Raw genomic sequence first — 18,226 nt, 5'->3', positions numbered from 1 at the left:
CGCTCAGGCCGCGGTGCTGTTCGCGCGCCGGCGCCGCAGCCCGTACCAGGCCGCCGATACCGCGACGATGACGACGAAATAGACCATGGTGGCGGCGGCGCCGTAGCCACCCCGGTACGAGGTGAAGCCGGTGTCGTAGATGTATTCGATGACCGGGCGGGTGGACTGGTTCGGGCCGCCGGTCAGCAGCAGGTAGATCTGGTCGAAGACCTTCAGGGAGGCCAGGATCTGGAGGATCAGGACCAGGCTCGTGGTCCGGCCGAGCAGCGGCACCGTGATGTGCCGGATCTGCTGCCAGGGGCTCGCCCCGTCGATGGCCGCCGCCTCGTACACGTCCGGTGGGACGTCCTGGATGGCGGCGGTGTAGAGGACGAAGTTGAAGCCGAACGTCCACCACAGGGTCATCAGCGTCACGGCGGTCCAGCCGCCGGCGGTGCTGCCGATGAAGTCGGGCACCGGCAGTCCGACCGCGCCGAACAGCTTCGGCAGCAGCCCGATCTGCGGGGTGTACATCCACAGGAAGATCAGCGCGACCACGGACGACGGCACGACGTACGGCGCGAAGAAGGCCACCCGGTAGAAGACCCGGCCGCGCCGCATGCGGGAGGCGAGGACGGCGACGACCAGGGCGAGGATCACCAGCGGGGGCGTGGTCAGCAGGGTGAAGACCACCGAGTGCCACATGGCGTCCCAGAACTGGGAGTCGGTGACCACCTCCCGGTAGTTCGCCAGGCCGACGAAGTCGCCGAGCCCGCTCTTGACGGTGGTGGTGTTGAAGAAGCTCAAGCCCATGCCCACCAGCAGCGGGCCGACCAGGAACAGCAGGTAGATCACGAGGAAGGGGGCGGTGAGCAGCGCACCGGCCCGGCGTTCGGAACGGGGCGGCCGGTCGGCGGGCGGGATCGTTGCGGACGCCGCGGGTGCCGGTCGCGTCGGGACGACGGTCGTCATGGTGGCTGCCTCCTACTTCATCGTGACCGGCGGTCGGGCCGTGGTGTACCGCTTCAGGTCGGAGCGCATGCTCGAGACCATGCCCTGGGGCGAGATCCGTCCGGCGAGGGCCTCGATGATCGTTCCGCCCACGACGCTCTGGAAGTCCGAGCCCGCGCCGGTGTACCAGGCCACCGGGTCGTACTGGGCGTCGAAGGCGGCCTGGACGTAGTTGCGCTGCGGCGACTGGTCGAGGAACGCCTTGCCGCGCTGGGTGGGCAGCCAGGCGGGGATGTGCCCGCCCTCGGCCCATACGGCACTGTGGTCGAGGAGGCTCTTGATGAACTTCGCCGCGGTGTGCGTGCGGGCGTCCGAGCGCTTGGCGCTGCGCGGGACGACCAGCGCGTGCGAGTCGGCGTACGCCACCGGCTTCGGCCCGAGCAGCGCCGGGAACGGCACCACGTCGAAGCGCAGGCCCTTCACCAGCCGGTAGGAGGGTATCTGCCACTCGCCGTCGAAGAGGAAGCCGGCCTTGCCCGTGCTGAACAGGGCGTTCGCGCCGGAACCGGTGAGGTTCCTCGGCATCAGGCCGCCGGCGGTGAGGCTCTGCATGAAGGAGATCGTCTCCTGCATCGCCTCACCGTCGATGTCGACCTTCGTCCCGGAGTCCGTGACGACCGGGCCGGCCAGACCGGAGTAGATCATGCTGAAGTAGCGCCACGCCGTGGACGGGTCCGCGGTGATCGACATCACCGCGCCGTACTGGGCCCCGGCGGTCTCCTTCATCGCCTTCACGGCGTCGAGGAAGTCCTCCTTGCCCTTGAGCGGGGCCAGGCCGTCGCCGGCCGTGTTCAGCAGTCCGGCCTTCCTGGCCAGGTCCACGTTGTAGTAGAGGACGAAGGGGTGGGTGTCCAGGGGGACCGCGTACACGGTGCCGTTCACGGTGGCCTTCTTCCAGGCCGCGGGTGTGAACCGGTCCTCGGTCACACCCAGCTCGCTCGCTCCGGTCCGCTCGATCGGCTCCAGCAGGCCGGAGGCGGCCAGCAGCGGCAGCCGGGACAGGTGGGTGATGCCGACGTCCGGGGGCGTGCCGCTCGCGGTGGCCAGCGCCAGTTTCGTGTAGTACGGGTTGCCCCAGCCCAGGATGGTGGCCTCCAGCGAGGTGCCGGGATTGGCCTTGCGGAAGGCGTCCTCCATCAGCACCATGTTGGCGCCGTCACCACCGGTGAACAGGTTCCAGAAGATGACGTCCGCGGTGTTCGGCTGTGAGCCCGTCAGGCCGGACGCGAGCGGGGAGGAGCACGCCGCGAGCCCGCCGGTCAGGGCAAGACCACCGCCAAGGGCCAGGAATCGACGGCGTGCCATCGCTCCGCTCATGGGGGTATTCACCTCGTTGATTCGATGTGAACTCGATGGCGCAGACCTTGGCACACGATTTGCAACGATGCAATAGGTTGTCCGTCAAGAAGCCGGAAGCCCTTCTGAGCAGGGGCCCGGCGGCGGCCGGCGGACAGACGGCGGCCGGGACCGGCGGGCAGAGCACGCGCGGACGGCGTGCGGGGCGGGCGTCGGGACGTACGGGGCCCGGGGCCGCCGCCGGTACGGGAACCCGGTGCCGGTGCGGGCCCATCGCGTACGACGCGCCCCGCGCCCCTCACCGCCCCGCCGACCGCCACCGCGACGACTCGCGCACCACCAGCCGGAACGGCGTGGCCTCCTGTGCCGCCGCCGTGACCTCGGCCCCGGACTCCTCGGGCGTCCCGGACCTTGCCGTCTGTTCCTCCAGCAGGGCGAGCGCGCGCTCGGCGATGACGTCCAGGTCGGGGGCGATCGAGGTGAGCGGCGGGTGGGTGTACGCCGCCTCCTGGATGTCGTCGATGCCGGCCACCGCGACGTCCTCGGGCACCCGCACCCCGGAGGCGTCCAGCGCCCGCAGCGCGCCGACCGCCAGCGCGTCGTTGAAGGCGAAGACCGCGTCGGGCAGCGGGCCGTCGCCCTCCAGGAGCTCCCGCACGGCCGCGTAGCCCTGCTCCCTGGTCCAGTCCTCGACCGGCACGACCAGCCAGTTCACCCGCCGCACCCGGGCCGCCGACAGCGCCTGCCGGTAGCCCTCGGTGCGCTGGCGGCCGTTCTCGCTGCCGTTCTGCCCGAGCGCGACGATCCTGCGGCAGCCCTGTTCCAGCAGGTGTTCCACCGCTGTGCGGGCCGCGGCCACATTGTCGATCCCGACCCGCGGGAACTGGTCGCCGACGCTGTGCTCACCCAGCATGACCAGCGGGAAGTCGGGTTTCCGTGCCCCGGCGCCGGCCGGCGGCACGGTCAGGGCGCTCAGCAGCACCCCGTCGGCGACGTTGGTCAGACCGCCGTCGAGGATGCGCCGCTCCACCTCGCTGTCGCCCGCGGTCGCCTCCACGAGCACCGTGATGCCGCGCCGGCCCGCGGCCCTGATGACGGCCTGGGCGAGCTCGGCGAAGTACGGCTCGGCGAGGAAGGGCACCGCCAGCGCGATGAACCCGGTGCGGCCCGAACGCAGGCCGCGTGCCAGGTAGTCCATCCGGTAGCCCAGCTCGTCCAGCGAGCGCTGCACCTTGGCGCGGGTGTCCGGGCTCACGTGCGGATAGCCGCTGACCACGTTCGACACCGTCCGCACCGAGACGCCGGCGTGCTCGGCCACATCCCGCATCCGCACCCTGGCCACTTGCGGCCCCCTTCCCGTCGAGTCGGCCCTCGGAGCCTGTGTGCGCACCCGCGTCCGGGGCCGAGGCGCGTTCCGGACGGGGGTCCGCACACAGGCTCTCAGAGTCTGCCGCACCCGCGGCCCCGGCATGGAGCCGCGCCCTCCGCCTCGCGCCCGTCTCGTCTCCGGCCGGGCCTTGCATCGATGCAAATGATCACTCATGATGGCAGGGCTTCGATTCTGAAAACGCCGATCAGCGCCGAAACCCGGTATGCCCGGCATGCCGGAGAAGGCAGAAGGAGGACTCGTGAGGGCGAGCGAGCAGGACGGGACGTATCCGAGGCCGCTCCTGCGACGGGAGCGGTGGCACAGCCTCGACGGAGTCTGGGACTTCGCCTACGACGACGACGGCGCCGGTGAGCGCGACGCGTGGTTCGCGCGGGACGGGGCCGGAGTCTTCGACCGGCGCATCACCGTCCCGTTCCCGCCCGAGGCCCCCGCCTCCGGGATCGGCGAGACGGCCCCGCACCGCGTGGTCTGGTACCGCCGCCGCATCCCCCACGAGACCCTCGCGGCCGCCGGCGGCGAGCGCGCCCTGGTGCACTTCGGCGCCGTCGACCACCGGGCCAAGGTCTGGCTGGACGGCCGGCTCGTGGCCGAACACGTTGGCGGGCAGACCCCCTTCACCGCCGACGTCACCGGCGCGCTGCGCCCCGGCGCCGACGAACACGTGCTCGTCGTCCGCGCCGAGGACGACCCCGCCGACCTCGCCCAGCCCCGCGGCAAGCAGGACTGGCAGGACCGCCCGCACGCCGTCTGGTACGAGCGGACCACCGGCATCTGGCAGACCGTGTGGACGGAGACGGTGACCGCCCAGCACGTCACCGACCTGGCCTGGATCCCCGACCCCGCGCGCGGCGTGGTCGCCGAGGTCACCCTCGCCGAGGTCCCCGCCGCCCCGCTGTCGGTGGACGTCGTGCTCAGCCACGGCGACGAGGTGCTGGCCCGGAGCACCACCGAGGTCTGCACCCCGCGCAGCCGGATCGACCTCGTCATCCCCGCCCTGCGCAACGGCATCGACCGCGAGGACCTGCTGTGGAGCCCCGAGCGGCCCACCCTGATCGACGCCCGGGTCACCGTCCGCGACGCCGCCGCCTCGGCCGTCCTCGACACCGTCGACAGCTACGTCGGACTGCGCAGCGCCGGCGTCGGCCACGGTGCCTTCCTGCTCAACGACCGTCCCTACTACGTGCGTTCGGTGCTCAACCAGGGCTATCGCACGGACACCCTGATCGCCAACGCCGGCACCGGGGAACTGCGCCGCGAGGTCGAGCTGATCAAGGCGATGGGCTTCAACGCGGTCCGGGTCCACCAGAAGGCCGAGGACCCCCGCTTCCTGTACTGGGCGGACCGGCTCGGCCTGCTGGTGTGGGGCGAGACCGCCGCCGCCTACGAATTCGGCACCGAGGCCGTGGAACTCCTCACCCGCGAATGGCTGGACCTGGTGCGGCGCGACCGCAGCCACCCGTCCGTCGTCACCTGGGTGCCGATCAACGAGAGCTGGGGCGCCTCGGACATCCCGCACGACCCCGCGCAGCGCCACTACTCCCTCGCCCTGGCGAACCTCACCCGGGCCCTCGACCCCACCCGGCCGGTGCTGTCCAACGAGGGCTGGGAGCACACCGACAGCGACATCCTCGGCGTGCACGACTACTCCGCCGACCCCGAGGAGCTCACCCGGCGCTACGGTGACGCCGCCGCCTTCGACGCGGTGCTGGCAGGCCCCGGTCCCCAGGGCCGCGCGCTGGCGGTCACCCGGCGGCAGAGGGACCGGTACGCCTCGGGCGACGCCCCTCTGATGATCACCGAGTTCGGCGGTCTGTCGCTGCGCGCCGACGAGGACGACTTCTCCTACACCCGCACCAGCTCAGACACCCAGTACGCCGCGTTGCTGGGCGACCTGTTCGCCGCGCTGCGCGACAGCGGCATCGTCGCGGGCTTCTGCTACACGCAGTTCATGGACACCGCCCAGGAGACCAACGGCCTGCTCTTTCCCGACGGTTCGCCCAAGCTGCCGCTGGAGACGATCCGCCGCATCGTCACCGGGGAGAAGGACGGGGCCTCCACGCCGGCCGGCTGAGCCGACGCGGCGCGGGGGGCACGCGGCCACGGCCACGCGCCCCCCGCGCCGACGCACCTCATGTCGTGGTGCACACCGTGCCGTTGAGCGTGAACACCGTCGGCGGCGAGTACGCGCCCGAGTTGGCCCCGGTGAAGCCGAACGACACCGAGTTGCCGCCGTGCGCGGCCAGAGCGGCGTTGTACGACACCGGTGTCGCGACCACGTTCCGGCCGGACTGGCTCACGTTCGCGTTCCAGTACCCCGTCACCGAGACCCCGCTGTCGGGGAAGGCGAACGCCAGGGTCCAGCCGTCGATCGGGTCGGGCCCGGTGTCGGTGACCGTGACCTCGGCGTTGAAGCCGCTGCCCCAGCCCCCGGTGAGCCGGTACGCCACCGCGCAGGTCGACTCGGCGGGCGAGGTGGTGCGGACGGTGACCGGGGCGGAGGCGCGGGACAGCCGCCCGTCCGCGTCCCGGGCCAGGACGTTGAGCGTGTACGTGGTGCCCGGCGTCAGGTTGCGCACGGTCGCCGTGGTCGAGGTCGTGCCGGTGAGCAGCTCGCTGGTGGTGCCCTGCTGCCGGTAGACCTCGTAGCGGACCGGGGTGCCGCCGGTGGACGGCGACCAGGACAGCGTGGCGGTGGTGTCGGTGACCGAGGCGACCTTCGGGGAGCGCGGCGCGCCCAGCGCGGAGGCGGTGCCGCTCTTGGGGTGCAGGGTGACGGTGGTGATCGAGTACGGCGGCAGCGTACGGGACGTGCCGTCGCCGGTCGAGGTCTCGACGGCCGAGGCCCGGTCCCGGAAGACGGCGACGTCGGCGGGCGAGCCGTCCGGCGTGTAGCCGCTCAGCCGCAGACGCGCGGTGTGAGAGGCGGACGGGTCCTTGTTGATCAGCAGCACGCTCAGATCGCCGTCGGCCTGCCGTACGGCGTGCGCGGCCACCAGCGCGTTGTCCGTGCCCGCGTTGACCAGCTGGTCTCCGGGGCGGCCCAGGTGGCTGAGCATCTGTATGCCGTAGTAGGGCGCGAAGGGCGTGTTGACGGGAGGCTCGCAGACCGCGCCCGTGCAGCCCCCGCTGGACAGCAGGCCCATGTCGCCGTAGTCGGTGGCCCCGTCCGGAGCGGTGGAGATCGCGCCGACACCGTTGTGGGTGTCCCACCAGTCCACCGTGAACGCCCCGTTGGCCAGCGCGGTGAGATAGGTGTCGGCCGCGAACAGCGCGTTGGGCTGGGTGTCCATCAGCACGTTGGAGTTGGTCTCGGTCAGCGCGATCGGGGTGTCCGCCGCGCCCGCCGCGTCCAGTTCGGCCCGCAACTGCTGGAGTTCGCCCGCCAGCTGTGCGGGGGTGTTCAGCATGCCGGCGGCGTCGGAGCCGCCCGGGTACCAGTGCACGATCACGAAGTCGGCCTTGCCCGCGACGATCGGGACGACGGTGTGGTTCCAGTCCGCGCTCTCCCCGCTGCCCATCACGCCGTCCGGCCAGTTGCCCGGAGTGGTGAGCACCGCGCCGACCTTGATCGTCGGGTCGGCCGCCTTCATCGCGGAGATGTAGTCCAGCACGCCGTGCGCGTAGGCGGTCGGGGAGGTGTCGGCGTGTTCGTCCGTCTCCCAGCCGGAGCCGTAATGGCCGTTGCCGTACAGCTCGTTGCCCACCTCCCAGAACTTCGCGCCGTACTTCTTGGTGACGTTGGCGTACCGCACCCAGCCGGCCGCCTCGTCCGGGGTGCCGGAGCCGTAGTTCGCGATCAGGATCGGCTGGGCGCCCACCTTCTGGACGGTGCCCATGAAGGAGTCGAAGTCGGTGCCCGGCGCGACGTAGCCGCCGGGAGCGGTGTGCGTCTGCCAGTGGTAGATGTCGCCGTAGCTTCCGCCCGGGTAGCGGAGCATGCCGATGCCGGCGGCCTTGATCAGGTCCTGGGTGTCGGAGGTGTTCATGTGCGCGTCCCAGATCGCGCTGTTGAGCCCGTACGCGGTGTCCGGGATGGTGCCGAGGCCCTGGTCGGCGTTGACGGTGACGTCGACCGCGGCGGAGGCGTCGGCGGCGGTGGTGTCGGCCGCGGCGGCGGGCAGCCGGCCGGCGGTGGCCAGCAGCGCGGCGGCCACCGCCCCGGCGGTCAGGGCCCGGCGCACGGGCCCGGGTCCGCGCAGCGGCGTGCGGGCCGGCCGGCCCGGCGGTCTGCGGACGTGCGGTTCGACAGCGTGCACGGCGGTTCTCACCTTCGTCGCGTGGAGGTCGAGGCGGGGTGTGCTGCGTGCGGGCGCTCCTGGCGGGGGTGGGAGGGTGCGGGAGGGCAGGGGGGTGTGCGTGACACAGGGTGTGGGAGCGCTCCCATATTGTGAGGGGTCGGCCGTGGTGGCTGTCAATAAGCGTGCGGGGACGGACCGGCCGCCCCGGAGGGCGGGCACAGGAAGTGCCCCTCGGCGCCCGGGCCCTCGCCGGTCCCCGCCGTGTGATGCTGGCGCCATGACTGATCACCGCGAGATCGCCGTCGTCCGCCGACCGGGCCGGACCCTTCCCGCCGAGGACGGCCTGGCCGCGTTGCTGGCGGCCTACCACCTTCGGACGGAGGCCGAGAAGGGCGAACCGGTGGCCGATGTGGACGGGCTGCCGGATCGCTACCGGGCGGAGATCAGCGATCCCCGGACCGCGTTCGCCGGCGATACCGTGCTGCTCGCTCTCCATGGGGACACCGCTGTGGGGTGTGTGGTGGTGACCTCCCTGGCCGACGGGCAGTCGGAGATCAAGAGGCTCTGGACCGACCCCGGGTTCCGTGGCCGGGGCATCGCGTCCGCCTTGCTCGGCGCCGCGCTCGCTCATGCCGCGGAGGACGGCGCGGACAGCGTCCGGCTCTCGGTGTGGGAGTGGCGGACCGCCGCCATCGCCCTCTACGAACGACTCGGCTTCACCGTCACCCGGTCATGGGACGAGCGGGATCGACTGGTGTGCATGCGGCGCGCCGCACGAGCGGTCGTAGCCGATCGCTGACGGCCACGACGATGACGGCCGACGAACGGTCGCAGCCGATCGTCGACCGCCGCGACGAGGACGGCCGCCCCGCCCGGGCACGCTGGGGCCCCGCTCCCTGACCTGGCCTGATCCGAACGAAGGACCCTGGCGCCCGCGTACCCTGTTGGGCGTGTCAGCCCCCGCTCCGCGCCGTGTCGCCGTCCTCGTGCTCGAGGGCGCGAAGCCGCTCGACGTCGGGATCCCGGCGCAGGTGTTCACCACGCGGGCGAGCATGCCCTACGAAGTGCGGGTGTGCGGGCCGGCGCCCGGCCTGGTGACCGGCGGCGACGGTCTGTCGTACCACGTCGCCCACGGACCGGCCGCCCTGGAGTGGGCGGACATCGTCTTCATCCCCGGCTACCGGTTCCCGGACCGCGAGGATCCGCCGCGAGCCGTCGTCGAGGCGCTGATCGCGGCCCATCAGCGGGGCGCGCGGCTCGCCGCCATCTCGACGGGCGCGTTCGCGCTCGCCGCCACGGGACTCCTGGACGGCAGACGCGCCACGACGCACTGGCACTACTCGGCGGCGCTCGCGGCCAAGCACCCGCTCGTCGAGGTCGACGAGAACGTCCTGTTCGTCGACGAGGGCAGCGTGCTGACCTCGGCCGGAGCCGCCTCGGGCATCGACCTGTGCCTGCACATCCTCCGCGGCGACCTCGGGGTGGCCGCCTCCAACCACGCGGCACGGCGTCTCGTCGCCGCCCCCTACCGCAGCGGCGGCCAGGCGCAGTACGTCCCGCGCAGCGTGCCCGAACCGCTGGGCGAGCGCTTCGCCGCCACCCGCGAATGGGCGCTGCACCGGCTCGGCGAGCCGCTCACCCTCGACGTGCTGGCCCGGCACGCGGCGGTCTCGCCGCGCACGCTCTCGCGGCGCTTCGTCGAGGACACGGGCTACACGCCGATGCAGTGGGTCATGCGGGCCCGCATCGACGTGGCCCGTGAGCTGCTCGAACGTTCGCAGCGGAGCGTCGAGCGGATCGCCGCCGACGTCGGTCTGGGCACCGGCGCCAACCTGCGGCTGCACTTCCAGCGCATCCTCGGCACCACACCGAGCGAGTACCGGCGCACCTTCGCCCGGAGCGAGTGAGGGGCCTGGGGCCCGCACCCGTGGCGGGATCCTTGCGGACCGTGGCACTCACGCCGCTGTCCCGGACCGCGGACAGGGGCGATCTTGGTGATGACCAGCCAGAAGGGACACCATTCATGACCCGCATCGCCATCAACGGATTCGGCCGCATCGGACGCAACGTGCTGCGCGCCCTGCTGGAGCGCGACAGCGACCTGGAGATCGTCGCCGTCAACGACCTCACCGAGCCCGCGACCCTCGCCCGGCTGCTCGCCTACGACACGACCGCCGGCCGGCTCGGACGCCCGGTGACCGTCGACGGCAACACCCTCGTCGTCGACGGCCGCCGCATCACGGTGCTCGCCGAGCGCGACCCGGCGCGGCTGCCGTGGGCCGAACTCGGCGTCGACATCGCCCTGGAGGCGACCGGCCGCTTCACCTCGGCCAAGGCCGCCCGCGCCCACCTCGACGCGGGCGCGGCCAAGGTGCTCGTCAGCGCGCCCTCGGACGGGGCCGACGTCACCCTCGCCTTCGGCGTCAACACCGACGCGTACGACCCGGCGGTGCACACGGTCGTCTCGAACGCCTCGTGCACGACCAACGCGCTCGCGCCGCTCGCCGCGGTGCTCGACGAACTCGCCGGCATCGAGCACGGGTTCATGACCACGGTGCACGCCTACACCCAGGAGCAGAACCTTCAGGACGGTCCGCACCGCGACGCCCGCCGCGCCCGTGCCGCCGCCGTCAACATCGTGCCCACCACGACGGGCGCCGCCAAGGCGATCGGCCTCGTGCTGCCCGCCCTGGACGGCAAGCTGTCGGGCGACTCGATCCGCGTGCCGGTCCCGGTGGGCTCCATCGTCGAGCTGAACACGACCGTCGCCCGCGACGTCACGCGCGACGACGTCCTGGAGGCGTACCGCGCCGCCGCGCGGGGGCCGCTCGCCGGCATCCTCGAGTACTCGGAGGACCCGCTGGTGTCGTCCGACATCACCGGCAACCCGGCCTCCTCGATCTTCGACTCGGCCCTCACCCGTGTCGACGGCCGTCACGTCAAGGTGGTCGCCTGGTACGACAACGAGTGGGGCTTCTCCAACCGTGTGATCGACACCCTCGAACTCCTCGCCGGCCGCTGACCGCTGACCGCGAGCGGGGCGGTCTCCGTCTCCGGAGGCCGCCCACACCCGCACCGAGGTCCGCCCCACGGGGCGGGCCTTTCGTGTTGCGGGCGCGGGAGGGGCCGCCCATGGTGGTGTGCGGAGGCGCTCCGCGGCACGATCCGCGTCGGCCGGATCCGCGGCGGCGCCCGAGTGGCGGTGACGCACGCCTTCACGCGGCGTGTCGTGGAGATCGGCATTCCGCTTGCGGTCGGTCTTCTGTGACACTTTCAGGAACCGGCCGTCGACTTCGGCTACTTAACATCCATTCAGCCGCCACCCCCCAGCCTCGTCGATCACCGGACACGACGCGTTCGACGAGGGGCGGCATCAAGACCCCTCTTCTCCACGGCCACGCACCAGGAGCTTTCGATGCCCATCGCCATCGCCCGCCGCAGTGTCCTGACCGCCGCCACTGCGGCGCTCGCCGGCGCCCTCGCGGCCACCGCCGTCGTGCCCGCGGCGACGGCCTCGGCCGCCACCGCACGGACCACAGCACGGACCGTCGCCGGCGCGGTCGGCACCGACCCGGGCGCCCGCTACGCCGGCAAGGCCGTGGCCATCGGCGGGAACATGGTCGCCGTCCTGCGCGACGACCCCGAGGCGGGCGGCCCGGAAGCGTGGATCCGCGCCGAGTCGGCGCACTGGAAGCCGGGCGACGCGTACATGTCCCGCGTCCTCGCCAAGCTCGACTCCACCCACCGCACGGCCCGGCAGGGCGGCCTGTCCCTGGAGCTGACGGGCGTCACCGGATCCGCTCCCGCGCTGGGGGTGCGCACCGCCGCGGGCAGCACCACGACCTACGCGCTCCCCAAGGCCGGCACCCCCGACGCACGGGGCTGCACCATCATCAAGGAGGCCCCCGTCGGAGCCGGGACCGTCGCCGTGCTGAGCAACGGCCCCACCGGCCCGCAGGCCTTCTTCGAGGACGCCGGCGACGGCACGCGCTTCGGCGGCGTCGTCGACCGTGCGAGGCCGGCGCTGCCCGCGAGCGCCGGCTTCGTCGCCCGTATCGTCAGCCCCTCGGGCTCCGCGCCCGTGCTCGTCACCGACATGGAGGGCGGCGGCCACCCCGCCACCACGACGGCCTTCCCGAAGCCCGGCTGCGTGAGGTGACGCCGAGGCGTCACCCGTGCGAAGGACGGCTCCGCCGCGGTGTGCGGCGGAGCCGTCGCCTTTTCGGATGACTGTCGCTTCTCGCCGCGGATCGCCGGTGACCATCGCGGAATCACCGGATGTCACCCGGGACGACACCGCCCCGTCCCACCGGCCCGGCTTCCGATCCCTCGCCCTTGGGCTGGCGGTATGGAAGCGGTTCTGGTCAGCGCGTGTCTGCGGGGTGTGCCGTGCCGGTTCGACGGACGGCACAAGGCGGTGCCGGGGCTCGCGGAGGCGGTGGCCGGCCGTGAGGTCGTCCCCTTCTGCCCGGAGGTCGCCGGCGGCCTCGCGACACCGCGCCGGCCCGCGGAGCTGGTGGGCGGCGACGGGCACGACGTGCTCGACGGGGCGGCGCGGGTCGTGGACGACACCGGACGCGATGTGACGGCCCGGTTCCTGGACGGGGCCCGCAGCGCGCTCGAGAGGGCCCGGCAGACGGGCTGCGCCGAGGCGTTGCTCATGCCGCGCAGCCCGTCGTGCGGCCGGGGCGCGGTGTACGACGGCTCGTTCACGGGCGCGCTGACGCCCGGCGACGGAGTGACGGCGGCGCTGTTGGAACGGGCCGGCATCGCCGTACGGCCCGCACCCGGGATGTGAGACCGTACGGCGGCCGAGGGTTCCGGCTCACGCCGTCAGCAGCACGCCGCCGTACGAGACGCCGGCGATGACCACCCAGGAGCACAGGCCGAGCGCCGCCACCCGGCCCCCGCCGCGCACCAGGGACGGCAGGTGGACGGCGCTGCCGAGGCCCACGAGGGCGGCGGCGAGCAGGAGTTCCTGGACCTGGTGGGCGGCGGTGAGGGCGGTCCGCGGGAGCAGGCCGGTGGAGCGCAGCGCGGTCATGGCGAGGAAGCCGGCGACGAAGAGCGGCACGATCGGGGCCCGTCGGCCGCCGCGTGCGCCGCTCGGCGCGGTGGGGGCGCCGGCCGCCGCCGCGCCCGCCCGGCGGTGGCGCAGGGACAGTCCGACCGCGGCGACCAGGGGTGCGAGCATCGCCACCCGGATCAGTTTGACGAGGACCGCTTCGCGCAGGGCGGTCGGCCCGGCGGTCTGGGCGGTCGCCACCACCTGGCCCACGTCGTGCACACCCGCGCCCACCCAGCGCCCGAACTGCGTGGCGTCGAGGCCCAACGGCTGCCGCAGCAGCGGCAGGACGACGATCGCGAGGGTGCCGCACAGCGTCACCACCGCCACCGCGGTGGCCACGTCCTCCTCCTCGCTGTCCGACACGTCGCTCATGGCGCCGATGGCCGAGGCGCCGCAGATCGCGTAACCGGTCGCGATGAGCAGCGGCAGATCGCCGGGCAGCTTCATACGACGGCCGAGCCACACCGTGCCGCCGAAGGTCGCGGCGACGGTGCACAGCACCATCGCGACGGTCTCCCAGCCCAGGCCGGCCACGTCGCCGAGGCCGATGCTCAGTCCGAGGAGCACGACACCGGCCCGCATGAGGCGCTTGCCGGCGAAGGTGAGGCCGGGGCGTGCCGCGCCCCGGACGACGGCGCGCAGCCGCGGCAGGTGAGCGGCGGCGACGCCGAGCACGATGGCGGCGGTCAGCATGGGCACGGCGGGCAGCAGCCGGTGCGCCGTCCAGGCCAGCGCCACCCCGAGGGCGGCCATCGCCAGGCCGGGGAGCTCGGCGCGGGCGCCGCCGGCCGTGGGCCGCCGCTCAGGCGTCCGGGGGGCCGCCGGGGCGGTGCTCTCCTTCCGGCCGTGCGTCGGGGTGGTGCTCTGCTGCCGCGTGCGGGTCGGGCTCCCGGTCGTCGGGCCGCGCCCGGTCACCGCTCGCCGGCCGGCGGTTCGTAGGTGCGGCGGACGCTGGTGCCCAGGCGGGTGATGTCGGCTCCGTAGACGTGCAGGGAGATCGCCTTGTCCTGTCCCGCGTTCCGGACGCGGTGGATGTCGCCGGGCGGTGCGAAGCCGCACACGTCGCCCTGCTCGTTGACGACGTCGGCGGTGGCGATGAGCCGGGCGCCGGCCGGGCCGGGGACCAGCGCGTAGCGGCGTTCGTGTTCGCGGCCCTGATGGACGCCGGTGACGCACCAGGAGACGTGGTCGTGGACGGTGGTGCGCTGGCCCGGCAGCCAGACCAGGGAGACGATCGAGAAGCTGCCGTCCGGCTCGGCGTGCAGGACGTGCTGGCGGTAGTGGCCGGGGTCGCCCTCGCGCTGACGGTCGGTCAGCAGGTCGTCGGCGCCGAGGTGCGGCGCGAGACACTCGCCGACCAGGCGGGCCGTGCGATCGTGGGGCAGGCCGCGCCCGACTGTTTCCCTCACCTCGTGGACGAGACGGTCGAGGCGAGTGGTCGCCGCCGTGCGCGTCCGGGCCTTGGAAGTGGTCATGCTGGCAGCGTCCGGCCTCGCGGGACCTCGCGTCCAACGACGGTTTCTTCGGTTCCGCCCAAGCGGCGCTTATGGATGCGGGTGCGGGCCGCGGCCTCTGCGCGCCGGTCGCCCGCGGTGGTGCGTGGCCGGCGTGCGGCGGGTCAGCAGCCGACGCGGCGTTCGGCCACGGTCTTGATCGTCTCGACCACCAGGGCGGTCGCCGGGATCCGCAGGTGCTCGCGCAGCACGTAGGCCGAGATCCGGCGGCGCACCGCCGGTTCCAGGGCCCGGCCGGCGACTCGGTCGAGCCTGAGGAAGGACAGCACGAGGCTCGGCATCATGGCGACGCCCAGGCCTTCGGCGACCAGCGACTGCACGACCAGGCCGTCATCGGTGGTGAAGGCGATGTCGGGGGCGAAGCCCAGTTCGGCGCACTCGTGCAGGAAGTGGGTGCGGCAGCGCGCGCATCCGGCGATCCAGCGGTCGTCGGCGAAGTCGGCGAGCCGCACCGCCCGTCGCCGGGCCTGCGGGTGACCGATCGGCATCAGCACCGTCAGCTGGTCCTCCAGCAGCGGGATCTCCACCACCTCGTCGGGCACGGCCTCCCGCGGACCGGGGTAGGTGAAGGCCAGCGTGATGTCGCACTCGCCGCGCGCGAGCCGCTGGAGCGAGTCGGGCGGCTCGTCCTCCAGCAGGTTCACCCGTATCCCGGGGTGGTCGGCGGCGAGACGGGCCAGGGCCTCGGGGACGAGGGTGGCGCTCGCGCTGGGGAAGGCGCAGATCCGCACCCGGCCGCTGTGCAGCCGGGTGATCGCCGTGACCTGTTCCTCGGCCACGGACAGGCTGTCGAGGATGGCCGCCGCGTGCCGGGCCAGCGTCTCGCCGGCCTCGGTCAGCCGCATTCGCCGGCCCACCCGGATGAACAGCGGGCTGCCCACGGAGCGTTCCAGCGCCTTCATCTGCTGGGTGACCGCCGGCTGCGTATAGCCGAGCGCCGAGGCGGCCCCGGAGTACGTCCCGGCGTTCACCACCGCGTGGAAGGTCCTGATGTGCCGTGAATCGAACACGCCTCGAATCATAAGCAGAACTTGGGGTACGGGCCGAAGCGGGCTCCTTCTGTGGCCTCTACGGCGCCCTTTTGCCGCATCGGGGGGCGCGGTGCGGCCCGGGGACCTCGGCGTGCGGGAGGTCTCCGGGCCACGGGATCCCGTTCCGCGTACGGGAGTGAGGGCTCCGCGCGCGGTCAGAACCGGTCAGTAGCCGGTGGTGACGGAGACCCCGGAGAAGCCGTCCACCGCCCGCAGACTGATGTAGTTCGCGCCGGCCGGAGGGTCGGTGACGGTCAGGGTGTGGGCGTTGCCGGGGCCGGTGGCGCGGTCGGTGTACTCCTCGGCGGTGGGCCAGCCGCTGCCGCTGTAGTACAGGTCGGCGTCACCGGTGCCGCCGGAGGTGGTGATCGTCAGCCGGCCGGTGCCCGCGGGGACGTAGAGGTAGAGGTAGGCGTAGGCCCCGGTGCCGGCGCTCTGGCCGTCGCGCCGGCAGTCCTTGCCCAGCTCCCGGGTGTCCGTGCCGGTGCACTCGGGGACCGTCGGGCCGCCGCAGTCGCCGGCCGCGCAGGACGCCAGCCACGTGTACCAGTCGCTGTCGTAGCGGGTGCCGACGGTGCCCGTGAGATAGGCGCGGGCGCCGTTCCAGTCGCCGGTCCGGTAGGAGCCGAGCACCTTGTCCATGTCGGCCCGGTGGTGTTCGAGCATGTACCGCACGGCGAGGTAGCCCCAGCGGTAGACACGTGTGGTGTCGTCGCCGTACGTGGTGCCGAACAGGGTGCTCAGCGCGTAGGTGTGCCGGCCGGCCTCCGCCGTCGCCTCGGGGTAGGGGACGCCCCGGTAGGAGTAGGAGACGTACTCGGCGAACCCCTCGATCCACCAGACGGTCGGGGTGCTGACGCCGGCGTCGAAGTCGCCGTACATGTCGAAGCGGCCGTCGAGGTAGTGGGTGTACTCGTGGTTCAGGTTCCAGATCTGGAAGTCCGGCCGCAGCCATTCCGCCTCGTACGCGATGAAGCGGGGCTGGTTCCCGGCGGCGGCGGGGTCGCCCTCCAGGTACATGCCGCCGTTGTCGGTGTCGATGCCGTACATCGCGCCGGCGTAGGTCTGGTAGTCGGTGCTGGAGTCGTAGACCACGACCTCGATGGTGCTGTTGGCGTCGTGCGCCACGGGGCCGCTGTCCCGGACGACGCCGTGGAAGTAGGCGTCCTGGTTCCGCAGACCGGCGCAGGTGGAGCTCAGCTCGGCCGGGGTCATCTGCTGGGCGAGGACGCGGATGCCCGCGCCGCAGGTGTGATCGGCCGTCAGTACCGCGCTCCTGAGGCGGGCCTGGAGGTCGCAGGTGCCGTAGGAGGAGCAGTTCGCCTTGTCGTAGGAGTCCGTCATCTCCGCGACGCCCACCCACAGCGGCGCGGTGCGGCCGGTGATCGCGCTCTTGGCCAGCAGTCCGGCGGCCAGGGGACGGGTCTTGGCCAGCAGGCCCGGGTGCTGCAGGAACCGCCCCAGCTCCCGGCCGGCGTTGGAGGTCAGATACGCCTGGTCGGTGCCCAGCAGACCGGTGTGCGCGGCGGCGAAGGAGTACAGGGCGTCGAGCAGACCCGGGTCGGCCTGGACGGCGCTGACGAACTCGGGTACCTGATGGCCGCGGTAGGTCACCGTGTAGACGTCGTTGACCGCGTTGAGCATGTACCGAGAGGAGTTCCAGGAGGCGTCGTACTCGGCCAGCAGCCGTTCGACGACGTATATGTAGCGCGCGTTCTCCTCGGCGCTGTCGATCAGGACGACCGCCTCGGCCAGCGTCTCGCCGTTGGCGTCGGTGACGTCGCGCGAGTGCGGGCTCGCGAAGAAGGCGTCGAGCGCCGAGCGGATCGCGGTCCGCAGGGCGCTGCCGTAGGCGCCCACGGTGCCGGGGTCGTACCAGTGGACGTAGTAGCCCGCGCGCAGGTACAGCACCAGCTGCGGGGTGCCGGTGCTCGGATCGCCGGGATAGCTCGCGGAGTTGTCACGCAGCGCTTGGGCGACGGTGGTCATCTGCGCCTCGCGGAAGGCGTTGTACGCGTCGGCGCCGTTCAGGTCGAACAGCGTGTTGACGCAGTCGGTCGTGGACGCCCTGATCTGCCGGACGAGTTCACCGCCGGTGCGGCTGGTGAAGTCGGCCGGGTCGCAGGCGGCGGCCTTCGCGGCGGCCAGGGCTGACGGGGCTGACACCCTTCCCGTCGGCTTGCCCGTCGGTTTCTCCGTCGCCCTCCCGCGGTGGTCGGCGGGCCTGCTCGGCGGGGTCACGGACCGGTCGTAGGACTCCTTGAGCGCGTCCTTGCCGGCGGACAGCGGCGGGAGTCCGGACGGCTTCAGGCGGCCGGCGGCGACGTGCTCGGTGGCGGTGGCAGCGGCGGACTGCGCCAGGGGGGCGGGGCGCGCTTCCCCCGAGCCCCGGGTGTTCGCGACGGCCCGGGTGTTCCGGACGTCGTCCTGGGTGTTCTGGGTGTCCCGGGTGCTCCGGTCAGCCGTCGCCGGTGCCGAACGGGCCACGGCCGCCGCGGAGTTCGTCCGGGCCTGGGCCGGCTGCGCGAGCAGGCCCGCGCCCATGGCCCAGGCCAGGGCGAGCGGCAGCGCCGCGCCCAGACTTCGCCGGACGGGTGTGGTTCTCACGAATGCCTCCCATGTGGGGTCGGGCCGCGCGGCTGCGTGGCCGATGGGATGTGCCGTGCGGGTCGTGGTCCGGGGGAGTGGGCCGCGCCGGT

Annotated in this window: 14 protein-coding genes; 6 read left to right on the top strand and 8 right to left on the bottom strand. The window is 72.9% G+C overall.

The features are described from left to right. Nucleotides 1–3: 3 nt before the first annotated feature. From ACH5A8_RS30085 to ACH5A8_RS30075, 3 genes are all read right to left on the bottom strand, one after another. A complete protein-coding gene (locus ACH5A8_RS30085; RefSeq protein WP_399007119.1) occupies nt 4–951 on the bottom strand; it encodes a carbohydrate ABC transporter permease in 948 nt (315 codons plus the stop codon). A 12-nt stretch (nt 952–963) separates the two neighbouring features. Continuing rightward, nucleotides 964–2,295 (bottom strand): extracellular solute-binding protein, encoded by a 1,332-nt coding sequence (locus tag ACH5A8_RS30080; protein WP_399007118.1) that lies wholly within the window; start codon nt 2,293–2,295, stop codon nt 964–966. Between the two features lie 289 nt (nt 2,296–2,584). Continuing rightward, complete coding sequence (locus ACH5A8_RS30075; RefSeq protein WP_399007235.1) at nt 2,585–3,613, bottom strand: LacI family DNA-binding transcriptional regulator; 1,029 nt, start codon at nt 3,611–3,613, stop codon at nt 2,585–2,587. Nucleotides 3,614–3,914: 301 nt separating this feature from the next. Here ACH5A8_RS30075 and ACH5A8_RS30070 point away from each other — a divergent pair, with 301 nt between their 5' ends. Then, on the top strand, nt 3,915–5,747 hold the full coding sequence (locus tag ACH5A8_RS30070; RefSeq protein WP_399007117.1) for a glycoside hydrolase family 2 protein: 1,833 nt from the start codon (nt 3,915–3,917) through the stop codon (nt 5,745–5,747). 58 nt (nt 5,748–5,805) lie between these two features. Here ACH5A8_RS30070 and ACH5A8_RS30065 read toward each other — a convergent pair whose 3' ends face one another. After that, entirely contained in the window at nt 5,806–7,932 is a 2,127-nt protein-coding gene (locus tag ACH5A8_RS30065; protein ID WP_399007116.1) for a cellulose binding domain-containing protein, read from the bottom strand. A 259-nt stretch (nt 7,933–8,191) separates the two neighbouring features. Here ACH5A8_RS30065 and ACH5A8_RS30060 point away from each other — a divergent pair, with 259 nt between their 5' ends. From ACH5A8_RS30060 to ACH5A8_RS30040, 5 genes are all read left to right on the top strand, one after another. Continuing rightward, nucleotides 8,192–8,713, top strand: coding sequence for a GNAT family N-acetyltransferase (locus tag ACH5A8_RS30060; protein WP_399007115.1), 522 nt, complete (start codon nt 8,192–8,194; stop codon nt 8,711–8,713). A gap of 151 nt (nt 8,714–8,864) precedes the next feature. Continuing rightward, complete coding sequence (locus ACH5A8_RS30055) at nt 8,865–9,821, top strand: GlxA family transcriptional regulator (RefSeq protein ID WP_399007114.1); 957 nt, start codon at nt 8,865–8,867, stop codon at nt 9,819–9,821. 116 nt (nt 9,822–9,937) lie between these two features. Continuing rightward, a complete protein-coding gene (gene gap / locus ACH5A8_RS30050) occupies nt 9,938–10,936 on the top strand; it encodes a type I glyceraldehyde-3-phosphate dehydrogenase (RefSeq protein WP_399007113.1) in 999 nt (332 codons plus the stop codon). Nucleotides 10,937–11,329: 393 nt separating this feature from the next. Then, on the top strand, nt 11,330–12,073 hold the full coding sequence (locus ACH5A8_RS30045; RefSeq protein ID WP_399007112.1) for a hypothetical protein: 744 nt from the start codon (nt 11,330–11,332) through the stop codon (nt 12,071–12,073). 189 nt (nt 12,074–12,262) lie between these two features. Then, on the top strand, nt 12,263–12,712 hold the full coding sequence (locus ACH5A8_RS30040) for a DUF523 domain-containing protein (protein WP_399007111.1): 450 nt from the start codon (nt 12,263–12,265) through the stop codon (nt 12,710–12,712). 27 nt (nt 12,713–12,739) lie between these two features. On the opposite strand, the gene ACH5A8_RS30035 is transcribed toward ACH5A8_RS30040, so the two are convergent. The 4 genes from ACH5A8_RS30035 to ACH5A8_RS30020 all read right to left on the bottom strand — a co-directional run bounded on the left by ACH5A8_RS30035 (nt 12,740) and on the right by ACH5A8_RS30020 (nt 18,134). Next, on the bottom strand, nt 12,740–13,735 hold the full coding sequence (locus ACH5A8_RS30035; RefSeq protein ID WP_399007110.1) for a YeiH family protein: 996 nt from the start codon (nt 13,733–13,735) through the stop codon (nt 12,740–12,742). A gap of 158 nt (nt 13,736–13,893) precedes the next feature. Further along, entirely contained in the window at nt 13,894–14,457 is a 564-nt protein-coding gene (locus ACH5A8_RS30030; protein WP_399007109.1) for a cysteine dioxygenase, read from the bottom strand. A 143-nt stretch (nt 14,458–14,600) separates the two neighbouring features. Continuing rightward, nucleotides 14,601–15,506, bottom strand: a complete 906-nt coding sequence (locus ACH5A8_RS30025; RefSeq protein WP_399007108.1) for a LysR family transcriptional regulator — start codon at nt 15,504–15,506, stop codon at nt 14,601–14,603. Between the two features lie 186 nt (nt 15,507–15,692). Further along, a complete protein-coding gene (locus tag ACH5A8_RS30020) occupies nt 15,693–18,134 on the bottom strand; it encodes a M9 family metallopeptidase (RefSeq protein WP_399007107.1) in 2,442 nt (813 codons plus the stop codon). Nucleotides 18,135–18,226 lie beyond the last annotated feature (92 nt).

The organism is Streptomyces sp. NPDC018610, assembly GCF_044391765.1.
In the GTDB taxonomy this organism is placed as follows: domain Bacteria; phylum Actinomycetota; class Actinomycetes; order Streptomycetales; family Streptomycetaceae; genus Streptomyces.
The sequence above is the reverse complement of the archived record's forward strand: the minus strand, read 5'-3'. Positions and strand labels throughout refer to the sequence as shown.

What these genes read in the sequence shown, in the direction of transcription:
- ACH5A8_RS30035 (WP_399007110.1), bottom strand. Translation starts at nt 13,735, where the DNA reads ATGGCCGCCCTCGGGGTGGCGCTGGCCTGGACGGCGCACCGGCTGCTG.
- ACH5A8_RS30075 (WP_399007235.1), bottom strand. Translation starts at nt 3,613, where the DNA reads ATGCGGGATGTGGCCGAGCACGCCGGCGTCTCGGTGCGGACGGTGTCG.
- ACH5A8_RS30045 (WP_399007112.1), top strand. Translation starts at nt 11,330, where the DNA reads ATGCCCATCGCCATCGCCCGCCGCAGTGTCCTGACCGCCGCCACTGCG.
- ACH5A8_RS30040 (WP_399007111.1), top strand. Translation starts at nt 12,263, where the DNA reads ATGGAAGCGGTTCTGGTCAGCGCGTGTCTGCGGGGTGTGCCGTGCCGG.
- gap (WP_399007113.1), top strand. Translation starts at nt 9,938, where the DNA reads ATGACCCGCATCGCCATCAACGGATTCGGCCGCATCGGACGCAACGTG.
- ACH5A8_RS30030 (WP_399007109.1), bottom strand. Translation starts at nt 14,457, where the DNA reads ATGACCACTTCCAAGGCCCGGACGCGCACGGCGGCGACCACTCGCCTC.
- ACH5A8_RS30060 (WP_399007115.1), top strand. Translation starts at nt 8,192, where the DNA reads ATGACTGATCACCGCGAGATCGCCGTCGTCCGCCGACCGGGCCGGACC.
- ACH5A8_RS30080 (WP_399007118.1), bottom strand. Translation starts at nt 2,295, where the DNA reads ATGGCACGCCGTCGATTCCTGGCCCTTGGCGGTGGTCTTGCCCTGACC.
- ACH5A8_RS30085 (WP_399007119.1), bottom strand. Translation starts at nt 951, where the DNA reads ATGACGACCGTCGTCCCGACGCGACCGGCACCCGCGGCGTCCGCAACG.